Annotated in this window: 9 protein-coding genes; all 9 read left to right on the top strand. The window is 57.2% G+C overall.

The genetic code is table 11. From position 1 onward, the window contains the following. The first annotated feature begins 86 nt into the window (after positions 1 to 86). The 9 genes from FYK55_RS05260 to FYK55_RS05220 all read left to right on the top strand — a co-directional run bounded on the left by FYK55_RS05260 (position 87) and on the right by FYK55_RS05220 (position 15,726). A complete protein-coding gene (locus tag FYK55_RS05260) occupies positions 87 to 5,306 on the top strand; it encodes a hypothetical protein (protein ID WP_150075300.1) in 5,220 nt (1,739 codons plus the stop codon). 215 nt (positions 5,307 to 5,521) lie between these two features. Next, complete coding sequence (locus FYK55_RS05255; protein ID WP_235908430.1) at positions 5,522 to 6,172, top strand: exosortase-associated EpsI family protein; 651 nt, start codon at positions 5,522 to 5,524, stop codon at positions 6,170 to 6,172. Positions 6,173 to 6,184: 12 nt separating this feature from the next. Beyond that, on the top strand, positions 6,185 to 7,099 hold the full coding sequence (locus tag FYK55_RS05250; RefSeq protein WP_235908429.1) for a sugar transferase: 915 nt from the start codon (positions 6,185 to 6,187) through the stop codon (positions 7,097 to 7,099). Between the two features lie 233 nt (positions 7,100 to 7,332). After that, the gene (locus FYK55_RS05245) at positions 7,333 to 8,286 is read left to right on the top strand and encodes an XrtA system polysaccharide deacetylase (RefSeq protein ID WP_150075298.1); all 954 of its coding nucleotides are present in this window, start codon (positions 7,333 to 7,335) and stop codon (positions 8,284 to 8,286) included. A gap of 525 nt (positions 8,287 to 8,811) precedes the next feature. Then, entirely contained in the window at positions 8,812 to 10,140 is a 1,329-nt protein-coding gene (locus FYK55_RS05240) for a glycosyltransferase (protein ID WP_150075297.1), read from the top strand. Positions 10,141 to 10,360: 220 nt separating this feature from the next. Beyond that, complete coding sequence (locus FYK55_RS05235) at positions 10,361 to 11,794, top strand: MOP flippase family protein (protein WP_150075296.1); 1,434 nt, start codon at positions 10,361 to 10,363, stop codon at positions 11,792 to 11,794. An 846-nt stretch (positions 11,795 to 12,640) separates the two neighbouring features. After that, positions 12,641 to 13,267 (top strand): polysaccharide pyruvyl transferase family protein, encoded by a 627-nt coding sequence (locus tag FYK55_RS05230; RefSeq protein ID WP_161604322.1) that lies wholly within the window; start codon positions 12,641 to 12,643, stop codon positions 13,265 to 13,267. 141 nt (positions 13,268 to 13,408) lie between these two features. Continuing rightward, a complete protein-coding gene (locus FYK55_RS05225; protein WP_161604321.1) occupies positions 13,409 to 14,524 on the top strand; it encodes a glycosyltransferase in 1,116 nt (371 codons plus the stop codon). A gap of 83 nt (positions 14,525 to 14,607) precedes the next feature. Next, positions 14,608 to 15,726 carry a glycosyltransferase family 4 protein gene (locus tag FYK55_RS05220; RefSeq protein WP_235908441.1) on the top strand — a complete coding sequence of 373 codons (1,119 nt, stop codon included), beginning with the start codon at positions 14,608 to 14,610 and terminating at the stop codon, positions 15,724 to 15,726. The last annotated feature ends 128 nt before the right edge of the window (positions 15,727 to 15,854 follow it).

Raw genomic sequence — 15,854 nt, 5'->3', positions numbered from 1 at the left:
CTCACCGGATGCGCGTCAAGGCAGCAACTTTGACGGTCCTTCCTGTGATGATCCCTTCCCTCCCGCTGTCGACCGAATAGATTTTGATGAGCATGCGCTCGACACCAACGCCAAGCGGGTCGCCCAACGAAAGCGACCGCTCCGAGACGCGATCGGAAGCCACTTTTGCCGAGCCGACGGCGGAATCTGGCCCAGAGCTTTCCGATTTGGAGTCCCGTTCGCGGACCGACGGTGAACTGACCGTCCCTGAGCACCTTCCGGCTGATGATCTTGAGCGTCAGGACGTGTCCACGGCATCTACCGCGGAGCCGCGCGTCCCGAAGACAACCTCGGAAATCCACCAGAGGAAGTTACGCGAGCGGCGTTATGAATGGAAGTTGAACGTTCCGCTGCTCGTCGGAACGGTCGCCACCGCAGCGGCAGTGACAGGGCTGGCCGCGGCCTCGTACTTTTACCACTCCAATCGGACCGCGGAGACGTTCTTAACGCGGGCTGACCAGTCAGCCGCGGATGGAGATTACGAGGCCGAATCAGTTTGGCTGTCCCGCTACCTGAAGATGTGGCCGGATGACCAGGGCGCTCGACTGCGCGCCGCGCTAGCCGCGAATAAAGCCGCTGATGACGCTTCGGATGATCAATGGGCCGGTGCGGTCGATTCGGCGCGTGCTAAACTCGCAAATGCTTTGGCGCTTTCGGGGGGGCTTGATGAAGACCAATCAGAAGAATTGCGACGCCAACTGATCCGACGCTTGGTGCAATCCGGTTTGTACTCACTTCGCAGCAATGCCGGGGCCTATCCGCTTCGACAAGCTGAGCAGCAGATTCTTTCGTTGGATGCTCAGCCAAACGACCCGTTTGCCATGAAGGCGTTGGCGCTCGCACTTCAAGGCCAGGTCAGCGCCTCGATTTACGACAAACGAGATCCCGACTCTCATGATCGTCAGGCGGAGTTTTGGGCCTGGCTTGCCGATCAGAACCCGGCCTACGTCGTGATGCAAGCGGTGAGTGCCAATCCGAATGATCTGCAATTAAGTGGCGAGTTCCTGGAACTTGCCAGGAATCAGCCGGAATCCTTTGTCGTTCCGCAATCTGTCGCAACATCGAATGGGCAGACCGAATCGGCGGATGACGAGGGCGAACGGCCACCGGCGGAATCCGAGTTGAATCAGGCGGTGCGGGCGACGTTGGATCAGTTGCGAAACAACCCGGATCCCCGGGCGGTCCTGATTCTAAGCAATTACGCACGAGCCACGGGCGATGAAGAAACGGCTGATAAATTGTTGGTGTCCGCCGCCAATGAGAGCGCTCAGCGACTTGCCGCAGACGGTGACGCAACAAATTCGACCGTGTCGAACTTCAAGCGAGCGATCCCTCCCTCGCTTCGATTGGAACGCGAGCTTCCACGAGATTACTGGAACTATCTATGTGTCCTGGAGGCGGCGCGGAGAGTCTCTTCAAAGGTCACATCGACCGTATCGCAGGTTGCTGACACTGGCAGCGTCGCCGACGGAAACTCTGATGCAGACGACGCGGAACTGGCCGCAGGTTGGTATGAGCTTCTACTTGACTATGATTCGCCCGAAGTCGGCGACATGCTCAGGGCCGCGACGTTTCTGGAGGCCGGCGTCCTGGAGGCCCGTCGCGAGAATCTCGATGAAGCCGTTGCGGTTTGGCAACGCGGGGCCGAAGAGGTGCCGGACGAAAATCTGGAAATGGCGGGAAGGATTGCTCAGGCCAAAGCGTTGCGACTTGATGACGCCGAGAGCCTGCCGGAGGCCCGGAAAGCATTGGAGCGGTTTGATCAGGAGATTGAAAACAAGTCGCAGTCACTGTTGCGTGCCACCACTTCGCAAATGTCGCAGGCGAGACGAAATGCTGTCGGAAAGGCGATTGATCTGGCCCGCTGGCAGGCGAGATTGATTCGCGCTCAATTGCTGTTGGCGGAAGCTGATCCGAGTGAACAGTCGCAGCAGGAGTTGATCGGGATTCTCGATGAAGCTCTGAACTCGACCGTGGACGTGTCACCGCTTGAACGCGCGCGTGTCGCGATTCGATTGGCAGAACAGTATGAGACGCTCGGCCAGAGAGAACGTGCAGCGGAAACGCTGACGAAGGCGGCCAATTTGGTACCCGCGGACGAACGTTTACGGATACAGACGGCCCGTGCTTGGACACTCGCGGGGCATCAGGGACAGGCCGATAAGCATTGGAAGATGATCGCGTCGTCGTCGTCGCCACTGGTTCAGCTTTCGGCGGCACAAGCTGAGCTCGAAAAACAAATCGCGAAGGTGCCCGGCGAGCGTGACTTCACCGGTTTGCGATTGACGACTCAGCGGATCGCAAAGGCGCTGAACAGTCTGGATGAGCAAGTTGCCGGAAATGAATCCGCGACGCGGTTGCTTGAAGAGTTGCGTCAGCTGCAACGGATTCTGGAATTGTCCGTGCCGCCTGTCGGTGTTGCCTATGAAGCATTCGTCACCTCCGAGCGAATGTTAGGCGAATTGCTTGAATTCAGCGATCGGTTTCCCGACAGCGCCAGAGTCCAGGATTTTGCTTCCCGCCGTTTGGCCGTGGCTGGTTTTTCCGAACAAGCTCAGGGAACGCTGGAGCGATTGGCCCAGATCCGAGGTTCGGAATCTCCAGAGTATGTGCGTGCCAATGCAGTGGTCGAGGCCATCGGAGGTGATGGAGCCCAGGCCGCGCAGGGAATTATCGAGCATCTTAAAAAACACCCGAGCTCCGACGCCAACGTGGATGCCGAATTGGCGAAGTTGGCGATGACCTGCGCGGCACGTTCCGGTGAATTGGAATTAGCCTACGAAGCTTTGCAGATGATTCCGGAGCCGGAACGCACGGTACAAGATTTGTTCGCACTGCACGAGCTTGCGTTGCGGCTTCCAGAGGGTGGTCGAGAAGATGCGAAGCAATGGTGGCAGGCCCTCAAGGATTTGGAAGGTGATCACGGCACGTATTGGAGGTTGATCGACGTTCGCCAGACCGTGCAGCACCTGCTGAATTCCGATGGGGCGATCAGTCCCGACAACGAAGAATTGAAGTCTGCGCAGTCCAATCTGAACGACGTGTTGGTCTTCCGCCCGCAATGGGGAATGGCGATGGCGGTGCAGGGTTGGATTTACTCTCTGGTTGGAAAATCGGAGAAGGCAGTCGAACAGATGCGCGACGCCATCGCCGTGGGCGATCGTCAACAATTGACACGGCAACTGCTGTGGGAGCAATTGATCGGGCTTGGTCGGATGGAAGAGGCGGAGAAAGAAATCTTGCGTGCGTCCATGGTTTTCGATGGAGCCACTGACGCCTACGGTTCACGTCAGATTGATTCGGCTAGTACTCGCCAAAATCTCTCCCAGGTATTGACTGCCGCCCAGGATGCCGCACAGCGGCGTCCGGAGAAAACCCCTTTCCTGGCCGTTGCGAAGATTGCTGCGATGTTGGCTGACATGGCGGACGCGACGGAGGAGTCTGATACGACGGACCAGCTGACCGGCGCGGAGCTTGAAAAGGTCGCGCGGTCAGCCATCGCTGATGCCGAATCCGCCACCACGGACGGAGACATCGCATTGCAGGCGGTCCGATTGGACATTGAGATTCAATTCGGCGATTCGGACAGTATTCGAAAGCAATTGGAGGTTGTTCTCTCCAACGGAATCGACGACGCCGATCGGGCGATGGTTGCGGCGCGGGCTCATCTGGCACTTGGCGAGACTGACCCGGCGATTGCACAGCTGGAACGTGCTGATCAACTCCGCTCCTCGTGGAGAACCAAGCGAGCGCTGGCCCGTCTGTACCGCATCCAAGACCGTCTGGATGACCAGATTCAGGTACTTCGCGAGGCCCTGAGCGAGTTTCCGAAGACCCCACAGGTGCGCAGCGAGTTGGCCGTTGCGTTGATGGCCCGCGGTGGCGGTGACGTCGATTGGCAAGAACTGTCCGAATTGCTTGCAGATGCTGACGGTGCTTCGCTGAATCAATTCCAGTATGCGGTCTTGCTCGGCGTCAAAGGTGATCGCAACCAGCAGTTGCAAGCTTTGGAAAGGCTCGAGACGATCGCACTGGAACAACCGGAATTTGAGCATGACGCGTCGCTCGTTCGTGCGTTTGTCTTAATCCGATTGGCGAAAACCGAGACGCCGTCCGGTGAAGGCGAGGATAGCCAACCGTCGCCGGTTGATGAGAACGCCCGGCAGGCTTTTCTTGACCAGGCCGAGCAAATTTTGAAACGGTTGGCCAGTGTTGAAGAGCCAAAAGTCGGCGATCAGTTCCGGTATGCGGGCTTTCTGTTGGATTACGGAGATCAAGATGACCTGCCGAAGGTGAAAGAGTTACTCGATCAATTGCATTCGACACCGGGCGGGGCGATTGCGGCATTACGGATCGGGATTGTCTACGCCAACAAGGCGGGGGACAGATCATCGGTCGCGCAGTGGATTGAGCAGTGGGCGGATGAGACGAAATCCGATGAGGCGGTGGCCGACGAGGGAGGCGTGGACGCTGTCGCCGGATCGACGTTGCTGAAGCTTGGTTTCGCCGAGGAAAGCGTTAAATGGCTTGCGGAGGCTTACAAATTCAACCCGAAGACGTTGAAGTACTACATTGTGGCCCTGTCCAAAAGCGGTCAGTACGCCAAAGCGGCCGAAACCGCGGCCCAGCGGTACAAGTCGGAAGGTGACGCGGAATCCGCGATGTTGATGGTGGAGGCGATGCTGTCGATCAAGCCTTCTGAGGTGTCGCCGCAGCACGTGGAATTGCTGAAGCAGGCTTACAAGAAATATCCTAATGATGCTCCCCTGTTGGAGAGTATCGCGACGTGGGCGTTCCAGCACGGCGACGTCCGTGATGCCATCGAACGCTACCGCCGTGTTCTGGAACTGGATCCGACGCGGATTCGGGCGCTCAACAATTTGGCGATGGCGTACACGCAGCTTCCCGGCCGGGCGGTGGATGGAATCAAGCCGATCCAGCAGGCAATCAAGTTGGCCGGTGAGAACCCGGAATTGCTCGATACGTTGGGAACCGTCTACCTGAAGGCCGGGAAACTGACCGAGGCGATTGACGCGTTCGCGGCGGCCATCGAAAAATCGTCCAACCCTCGGTTCTCGTTCCACATGTTTCTGGCGTTGGTCGCCCAGGGCAAAATCGACCAGGCACGCGAGATGTGGTCGGCCATCGATGTCGATGCGATCGATTTGGATGCTCTGACACCCGAGGAACGCGAGATTTCTTCGGCCCTCCAACGTGATCTCGACGCTGCGCTGGATGACCTGATCCGGAACAGACAACAACTTTAGAAAAACCCGTCAGATGAGCATCGATTCTGTGTACTGCCCACCCGGCCGAACGTTCTCAACGGGTACGATCAGAACTACTGACAAGCTTTGTCACAGCCACCGGAAAAATTCATATTTGTTCACTAATCTGAAAGCTTCGGGTTAACATGGGGCACGCCGCCCCAAATCCCCTGATTTGCCACTCCCTCACGTCCCCCGTTCGCCACGATCGTCCCTTGTCTGATTCGAACTCCAAACCGTCTTTCAACTCCCGTCGCTACGCGGTCGTCGCTTTGCTGGTGCTGATCGTGATGTCGGGCGTCGTCCACGGCTACCTGGACGGCCGCTGGTCGCTGGCCGAAGACAAGACGCGTCTGGGCGAGCAGTTGTTGGAGATTCCGGCTGAATTCGGCGACTGGCAGTTGGTCGAAGAAGGAGAACTGGCGGACAGTGCGGCAAAGATGTTGCGGTGCTACGGCTCGGTCGTGCGTGTTTACCGGCACCAGCCCACCGGATCGATCATCAACGTCGCCGTCCTGTACGGGCCCCGCGGACCGATTGCGGTGCACACCCCCGAGATCTGTTACAGCTCCGAAGGCACCGAGCAAGCTGGGAAGGCACGTGTTGAGACCGTGACGACCGACGGACAGCAACACCATTTCTGGTCCGTTCAGTTCCTGGAAGATGGGAATCCCGATCCTTCGCTGGAAGTTTGGTACGGGTGGTCCAACGGAGACGCATTCACGGCGGCGGATCATCCGCGATTCTGGCCCACGGCCGATCTTTACAAGATCCAACTGGCGGGGCCGGTTGCTCAGTCTGATTTTAATGCTTGCAAGTCTTTTCTCGCTTCGCTTCTACCACATCTAGAACCACTCATTCATTGAAGGACCAGAGCGTTGTTGGAATACAACTACGAAGGTGCTGGGGCCTCGGCACACGACGATGATGATTCGTCCATCATGACCGCCAGCCTACCACAAGCGTCCGCTCCGATCGCGGTGCAGCGGCGTCGCCGCCTTTCTAAGGTGGAGCAGGCCCGCGGGCAGCAGTGGGATGCGGTCCAGCGTGGCCGCTATTTTCGCCGCAAGTATCAGGTCGAACGCGTGCTGTCGACCGTGATGCTGTTCGCGGTCGCCCCGTTGATCCTGTTGTTGATCGTTCTGGTCCGGCTGACCAGCAAGGGAGCCGGACTTTATCGCCAACGACGCGTCGGGCTGCATGGTGAAACGTTTGACGTGTTTAAGCTGCGGACGATGCGCGCCGATGCGGAAGCCGATGGAGTCCTCCGCTGGAGCACCAAAGGGGATTCACGGATCACGCCTTTGGGGGCGATTTTGCGGAAAACCCACTTGGACGAGTTGCCGCAGTTGTGGAACGTCGCCAAAGGCGAAATGTCGCTCACCGGTCCCCGGCCGGAGCGTCCCGAAATCTGTGAGAAGCTGGCCCAGAAAATCGACGGCTACTACGATCGCACGGCCGTCAAACCCGGGATCACGGGCATTGCCCAGATCAATCTGGAGCCGGATCGAACGATCGACGACGTCCGCCGCAAACAATGCCTGGATCTGCACTACATCGAAAACGCGGGCCTGTGGTTGGATCTGCGGATGGTAATGGCGACGGTGATGCGGATGGTCGGCATCCGCGGTACGACGGTGATGCGATGGATGAAACTTTGCCGACGCGACGTGTTGGAGGCCCAAGGACTGCTTCCCGAAGACGGACATCGTGGCGGTTCGACCGATTGTGACGGCGTGCCGGTCGTCGCAGCGACCAGCCTGCGTGTCGATCGCCCCCGCCATCCCAAATAAGCTCTGACTCCCTGAGCGGCAAGGCGCTAGCCGCCGGTCTGCTCCCATTCGGGTCCGGTCTGCCCATCCTTCCGATTCGAGCGACGTATCCCAACCCCGCGCCCCGCTCGGCCGCACAAGTCCTACAACCACGACATCGCTTCCGACCCTGTTTGACAACGTGTTGATTTCGGTCTACTGATTTCACTCCCGAAACCGTTTGCCTGCCACCGCCCGCGCGTTGTTCTAAAGCGATGTCCGTGTCTGTTCCCAACGCGATGACGATCGACGTCGAAGACTACTTCCAGGTCTCTGGCTTCGAAAAAAAAATCCGACGTGCGAATTGGGATCAGTTCGAAAGCCGCGTCGTCGCTAGTACCGAGCGTCTGCTGGCCGTCTTGGATGACGCGAACGTGCGTGGCACGTTCTTTATCTTGGGGTGGGTCGCGCAGCGGCACCCCAGTCTGGTCCGTCGGATCGCCCGAGAGGGCCATGAGATTGCGTCGCACGGATTCTGGCACCAGCTGGTGTATTCGCTGACCCCGGAAGCCTTTGCGAAAGATCTTGCCGACAGCAAAGAGGCCATCGCCAGCGCGTGCGGTGTCGTTCCGACGGCCTACCGGGCGCCCAGCTTTTCGATCACCGGCAAGTCGCTTTGGGCGTTGGAGATTCTGGTCCAGCAGGGGTTCAAGGTCGACAGCAGCGTGTTCCCGATTCGCGGGCACGACCGCTACGGGATGCCGAACGCCAAGAAGGAAATTCACTGGATCCAAACACCGGCCGGTCGCATTCGCGAGTTCCCGCCTTCGATTGCCCGGGTCCGAGGCGTTTCGGTACCGGTCGGCGGCGGGTATTTCCGGCTGCTGCCGTGGGGAATGACGTCGCAAGCGATTCGCAGAATCCAAGCTCACGGACGCCCGGCGATGTTCTACACGCATCCGTGGGAAGTCGATCCGGGGCAGCCGCGGATTCGTGGGATCGAACGAAGGAGTCGTTTTCGTCACTACGTCGGTCTGAAGCGAACCGAGGGCAGGCTGCGGCGGATGCTGTCGACGTATCCGTTTGACACGATGGAGAGTGTTTTGCGTGCGGTGGAGTCGCGCACAACCGATGCAAACGGAGCATCTTGTGACGCCGCCGAAACGCTTGGCGAAAATGCGAATCTGGTCGCTAGCCAGAACGTAGCCTTCAAGGAAAATGAGGCCTGATCGTTGGTGTGGAGGCTTCAGCCGACCGCCATCCACGACAAGCGAAATCTTCCAAGGAAGAAGCATCTCGCAACGCCCGTCATCAATCCGAAAGGGCACCACTGCATCGACGATCGATGCACAAGAGAGGCAGGGGCAGGGACCGTGGAGAGAGGGGCAAATGACCGCAAAACGTCTGGTTAGCAGAAACACCACTGCCACCCAAGCGGACGAAGTCCGCGCCGACCGCGGCTCGCCTGGTCTTTCAAGTAGTAACCAAGCTCGACAACGCCACGTTCAATCAGAAAGGCCTTGATTTGCCGTGTAATGAGCGGCAAGACGCTAGCCGCCGGTTCGTGCGAAAAGAACCGCGGCCAGCGTCCCGCTTCTCACTCAAAGTGACAGTCCAGCTTGGCATCAGCATTTGACCTGACCTACTCTCGGCCAAGCTTCGACACCGAAGACTCCTTGAACACAACAACTGCCCAATCGAACGCTCGGTCATCTGAAGTCAGAGAGAATCCGGTTCGCGAAACCAATCTGCTCATGCTCGCGATCAATTTCCCGCCCGCAGCAACGGCCGGCGTTCATCGCACACTCCGGTTCGTCAAATACTTGGGCGAGTTTGGCTGTCATCCAACGGTACTCACTCGAAACTGCGATCCGGATCCCGGCGGCGAGTCGCTACTGGCTCAGGTACCTGACGACGTCATCATCCACCGCGTCGGCGAATCTCCCGAGCCCCCGACTCCACCGAACGCGGACGCCGTAAACCAGTCGCCGAGCGACCGAGCCACGCCCAGTCCGCTGGCCCCACTCAAACGCACAACCAAAAACGTCCTTCGCCCCGGCTGGGAACTGATCACGGAAACCCCCGATCAATATATCGGTTGGTCCCGTCAAGCCGCTGTGCGAGGACTCGAGCTTTGCCGCGACGGCGACTTCGACGCAATTTACACCACCGGTCCACCCCACTCGGCGCATTTGGCAGGCTTGAAAATTCACCGGCAGACGGGGCTGCCCTGGATCGCCGACTTCCGCGACCCCTTTGCCCGCAAGGCTTGGATCAAGGCCAGGAATCCGTGGGGGCAGCGGCTGTTTCCCTATTTCGAGCGACAGGTTGTCAGGGAAGCGGATTGTGTGGTGGTCAATAACGAGGCGTCGGCGGAGGATTTCCGGCGGGCCTACCCTGATCTGCCGAGCGAGAAAATTGTTGCGATCCCCAATGGCTACGATCCTGATCTTGTGCCCGTTGCCGAACAGCTGCGGGAGCGGCAGCGGGAGCAGACGGCGGCAGACGGTCGCCGGCCCGTTCCGGTACTGTGTCACCCGGGAACGCTGTACGGCGAGCGCGATCCGGGACCGATTTTAAACGCGATCGCGCAGCTGCACCGCCAGGGGATTGACGTCCGCTTCCAGCAGATCGGCGTGGTGGCTGGCCAGTTTGACCCCACCGGGATGGCTCGGCAGCTCGGCATCGATCATTTATGGGAATGTCTTCCACCAATGTCCCATCACGAGGTGATGGAGCAAATGGCGGGCGCCGACATCCTGTTGATTGTGCAGCCGGCGACACCGCTGCAGGTACCAGGCAAGCTGTACGAGATGCTGTTGTTTGATCAACCGATCCTAGCGGTCTGCGACAGCCGAGCCACGAGTGATGTGATCCGAGAGGCAGGCAATGCTTGGTCGGTGGGTTCGGGAGACGTTGAGGAGATCGCAGCGACGCTGCAGCGATGTGTGGAGCGGATCGAAAGCTGTCAGCCACAAGACCGAGAATCGGCCCGAGCGAACTACGATGGCCGCGACCTCGCCCGCCAACTTAGCCAACAAATTATGCGAACGCAAAGAAGCCAGCCCACCACTCCACCTTAACGCGAAGGCGCCATCGCGCGGCCTTTCTTTAACGCGAAGGCGCCAGCCCACAGCCCCGCCGGTACCTCTTCACGCGATAGCGAGAGATTCCCCTGCGGACGACCTCACGTCAAGCCACGACTGACAGCTACCCTCCTTGACCACCGAAACTCCCACATCTGACGAGCCCAAAGCCGACGCTAACGTCGAGCCGAAGGCCAAGTCGAATCGGAAGCCTCGGATGGACGGCTATTCGGCTGTCCGCTGGAGCGCCTTTTCCAAGTACGGCGCCCAGGGGATGCAGTTCGTCATCTCGATGGTGATGGCGCGGCTACTTGCCCCGGAATATTTCGGGCTGTTGGGGATGGCGACCGTGATCACCGGTTTTGTGAAGATATTCCGGGATTTGGGCTTCAACAGCGCGATCGTCCAGCGAAAGAAGATCTCTGACGATCTGTTGAGCACCCTCTTCTGGGTCAACCTCGGCGTGTGTATCTTCGTGGGGCTAGTAGTGCTGGCGATCGCTCCGCTGGCGGCGTGGATGTACGACGACCCACGCGTCACTCCAATCATCGCGGTGCTCTCGATCACCTTCCTATTTGCAGGATTCACGATGATTCCCGCCGCCCTGCTCCAGCGGCAGATGGAATTTAAGAAACTGGCATTGCGTGAAATCGGCGGAGTGACTGCGGCGGGAGGTACTGCGATACCACTGGCCTATTTTGGTTGGGGCGTGTGGGCATTAGTCGCCGCCACCCTGGCGAGTTCCGCCGTCCAAATGATCCTGATCAATCTGGCGGTCCCCTTTCGTCCGGCAATGGTGATCGACCGCGCGGGCTTGCGAGAATGCTTGCGGTTTGGATTGAACCTAACCGGCTTCAATATCTTCAACTACTTCGCCCGAAACGCGGACAACTTGATCATTGGGGTTTTTCTCGGTCCGGTGGCGCTGGGATACTACTCACTGGCTTACAAGTTGATGCTTGTACCGCGAGACTCAGTCTCAAGTGTCGTCACTCGCGTACTGTTTCCGAAGCTATCGAAACTTCAAGACAACAATGTACGGTTGGCAGAGGTCTGTCTACGGACGTCCGGCGCCATTGCTTTAGTGACGTTCCCAATGATGATTGGGCTCACAGTACTCGCGGACCCATTTGTGCGTGTCGCGATAGGCGAAAAATGGCTACTGGCAATACCATTGATTCAGATCTTAGCGCCGGTAGGAATGCTGGAGTCGGCTTCAGCGCCTATCAATCAGATCTACGTCGCTAAAGGTAGAACCGACTTGTTGTTCCGAATGGGCATACTTCGCGGGGTCATACGGGTAGCGAGTTTTCTCGTGGGTGTGCATTGGGGCGTTCTGGGCGTTGCCGCTTCCTACGCCATGGCGGTTCTGCCATTGTATTTTCTCAACTTAGCCGTCATCTCACATATATCACCCGAAATTACCATCTCAGCATCCCTTCGCGTACTCAAAAACCCTCTCATCGCCTCATTCGCATGTGGAGCCACAAGCTTTCTTGCGCAACTGTTTGCCCCAGGCATCTCCGCATACACATTGCTAATAGCCGTAGCTAGCGGTTCAGTATCATACGTTTTGTCTGTATACCTAATAGATCCAATTGCCTTGGTCACGGTCCGCAACGTTGCCTTTGGCGGAGTGCGGCGGCAGTAGCTCTTCGTCCCCTAAGCAGTACGCTCGGCGGCTAACTAGGACTAGGGCCACGCCTAGAATGAATCAGAGTGGTTGGTTGGGAAATTGAAGGATCCACCGCGATCCCAACGTGTTGCGGCGTTACTTGTCGTTAGCCTCCGCAGGTAGTTCTGTACGAGGTGTCGCCGCAATCATTCCTGGTTCAATTTCGAACGCTGCTTGCAAGTTCCCAGATGGATGGGGTTAGTCTCGGACGTGGCAAGAACATGCAGAAACTCTGCAATGCTGGCGCAAATCTATCTAAGAACGATTCACCTTGTAAGTCCATGATCGAATTAAGACCGGTAGCTGGTTGTCGCGAGCGACTTGAGCACCAGACCAATCGATGCTGCGAAAATCATTGCCTACCTAACTCCCTTCGATGTTTGTTGTTGCGACTGAACTCCCGCCATAGACCAAGCCAGCTGAAAGGCTTTTCTACCACCCAACGATTCGAAAGCAGAGCCGAATGCTTCGCCCGCCTGGTACGAAGGCTCACTTCAACGTTCTACATTTCATTCTCTTGAAGACCAAGCCATAATCTCTTTCCGGGATTCTGGCCAGTATTTTGACAAAGCCTACCCTATTAACGCGATTTCCGTAATGGAAATATACTCTTTCAACCGATCCCAAGGAAACTTTGGCGACGACTTGAACCGGTATATTTGGCCGAAGCTTTTGTCGAGATACCTAAACTCCGAGGCTCCCAGTGCGCAATTTGTAGCGATTGGTAGTGTCTTGGATGAGAGGCTCTTGCAGTTTCCAGCGGTCGAGGTCTTTGGGGCCGGAACGCGAGGCCCAGTAACAAACTTGTGTGGCCATCACGGCTTGAAAGTTCACTTCGTTCGGGGGCCATGCACTGCTCAGACGTCGCCGTTTCGCGGCTCAGAGTTTATCGCAGACCCCGCTTACTGCCTTGCACTGCTTGGATATAAAACGGCGAATCCGTCCGCAAACGCGCCCGTGGGTTTTGTGCCGCATTATCACACGCTGCCATCCGCGGATTGGCAGCGTGTGTGCGACGAGTTAGGGTTTGTGTTGATCTCTCCGGAAGCTGGAGTGGAACGGGTTTTAGAGTTAATTTCTCAGTGCAAATTGATTCTTTCCGAGGCGATGCACGGCGCGATTGCAGCAGACTGCTTGCGCATACCCTGGATTCCGATTTCACTACGAACTCGCCTATCAGAGGGCTCCGTTGGGGCTTGGAAGTGGGCTGATTGGCTCGGCGCAATGGAATTGTCGCTCAATAGAGTCAAAGTGCCCTTCCCTTTTCCCGAAGACTCTGCAACTACTAATTTCCAGCGCATCAAGCGTGGCTTCAAACTTTCGGTTTGCAAACACTGGCTTGCGGCCGTTGCGAGGCGTGAGCCGTTCCTCAGCAAAGACGTGGTGTGGAAAGAAAAAATTGACAGGCTCGACGAAAAGATTGAAACTCTGAATCGGGCAATGCTTTAGTGGATCCGAAGCTTGTGGAATTGAACTGTAGTCTTGATCGCGAGAGAGACTGCGAGCGACGCCGCTACGCGGGATCTGAATATGGAACATAGGAACCTCCGCTTGATAACTAACGCGAATGTCAGGAGCGCAAATCCATACTTGAGCCTTTTCTATCGTGCGCTTAGCAACCATGACGTCCGCTTAGTAGGCAACATGAAACTTAGCCGGAGTTGGCTACGGAAAAATATCGACTCGTTTGATGCGGTCCATTTCCACTGGCCTGAAGGATTGCTCACACACCGGCCCGGTTGGGTGCGATCACTCCAGCGGTTGCCGGGTTGCTGGAGATGCGGCGAGGCGAGTAAATGGCTTTCGCCCCCATTTCGGCTGCTGCAATTGCGGGAATTCCTTAGACTTGCCCGCAATCACGGGAAACAGGTTGTTTGGACGATACATAACATCACCCCGCACGAAGGTGAATCCCCTATTCAACGCCGCACCTTCGAGTGTCTTGCCTCTTACGCGACCTTGCTCATCTGTCATGACGGGGCTACTGCGCGCGAGTGTCGTGAACGCTTTCAGACTGAGGCCCAGATCGTGGTGATGCCGCACGGCAATTACGACGGTGCTTACCCTCCTCCGCGGTCTCGCGAGCTAGTCCGGCGTGAACTCGGAGTTGCAGAGGACATTCCGCTGCTCGCTTGCCTGGGAAATCTACGACACTACAAGGGTATTGACTTAGCTTGCCGTGCCGTCGAGTGTTTGCCGTCAAACGTCCACTTGCTAATCGCGGGTAAGCGACATCCGCAATTCTCCGCTGGTTGCCTTCATTCAATGGCAGGCTCACCTCAAATCACGCTTGTTGAACGCTCACTGACGGAGCAGGAGTTCGCGGACTATGCGAACGCGAGTGATGGGATTTTGCTGCCGTATCGCTCTGTTACCGGCAGCGGCGCGCTACTCGCCGCTCTCACTTTCGGGCGAGGCGTTATTGCCTCCGACCTTCCTTACTTCAAAGAGCTCCTTTCCGGGGCCCCCGACGCCGGAAAGCTGTTTCGCGTGGGCGATGCTGCCGAACTTGCATCGGTCATACCCGAGTACCTTGCCATCCCTGCCGCGATAAGAGGAAGCGCGGCACGCGCGCTGGCCGAACAATATGACTGGAAGAGAGTAATTCGTCCAGTAGCAATGGCATTGGGTGAACGTCATGCCGCCACCTCCGTGCGGCTCGGGAATGCCACGCACGCAGAATTGAGTGGGGAAAGTCGGACGTGAACGTACTTGGCTTACTTCCGGAGAGCACAGATGCTCAGGCATTGACGAAGTTGAGCTTCTTGGATGATGAGTTATCTGCCTTGATGAGACGTGGCGTACGGTTTCATACAGTGGGCCACAGCGGGATTGGGCGTGAGTGTAATCATTTCGTTCGACACACGCATCCTAGAAAGCGGAAACTTGGCACCAGCTTTGATGCGGTTTGGAGTTCGCTCCGCTACCGAGGATGTGACGCTCTCGCCTCTAATTCTGTCGTGGAGCGAATTGAGCTGGTCCGTATCCAACGATCGATTGAACGGATAGTTCGGGCAGAGAAAATTGATCTCATTCACAGCCACTGGGCGCGGCCGAGCGGCACAGCAGGTGCCCTCGCTAAGCGACTTACCGGGGTTCCACTCGTGATCACACTACGAGGAGCTGACGTTTTTGAGGTACCCGAGATCGGCTATGGAAAATACGATGATGCCTACTTCCGAAGGCGGCTTCGATACGCATTTCAGATGGCAGATCGTATCATTGGCATCAGCTCGGCCGTTATCGAGCGAGCGCATACCTTAGGGGCGATTCCCTCGAAAACTTGCGTCATTCACAAGGGAGTTGATCACGAGTCGTTTAGCCCAGGCAACCAAGGCGATGCAAAGCAACGCCTCGACCTGAGTGATGCTCCCACGATACTGTTTGTGGGAAACTTGGGGCCCCAAAAGGGCGTTCGGGATTTACTGGAGGCATTTCAAGTGGTTCGGCAGCACGTCCCGGAGACACGGCTCGTCATTTGCGGAAAAGGCCCGCTCGAGGAAGAAATTCAAGAGTTCCGCGATATTCATGGACTGAAGTCGCATCTCGAACTGAGGGGTTTTGTTGGTCGAAGTCTGTTGCCGTCATACTTTCAAGCGTGCGATGTATTTGTCCTGCCAAGCGTCACCGAAGCTGCCGGCAACGTCTTGCTCGAGGCAGCTGCCTGCGAACGTCCAGCCGTCGGTTCGCGGGTGGGAGGCATTCCCGAATACATCTCCGACGGTGAGACTGGCTTGCTTTGCGAGCCACGAAATCCTGGAAATCTTGCGGAGAGAATACTCTGCCTTCTCCGCGACTCTAGCGCGGCAGCCGAAATGGGACGAAAGGCAAGGGTAAGAGTTGTCGAGTCATTCTCGTTCGACAGAATGGTCGATCAACTCTTGTCGGTGTATCGAGATGTTCTGTAACGCGGGCTGTGGTTTCAGATTTTTTCGATGTGCGAAACTAGATTTTTCGTGATCTGTTCTGACACTTTCGCTTCGATCCTTGCCGAAGACGGTCACCATAATCCGACCGGATTTGAAGATGCGATGCG

The sequence above is a fragment of the Roseiconus nitratireducens genome (assembly GCF_008629675.1).
GTDB lineage: Bacteria > Planctomycetota > Planctomycetia > Pirellulales > Pirellulaceae > Stieleria > Stieleria nitratireducens.
This window is presented reverse-complemented; position numbering and strand designations above follow the sequence as displayed.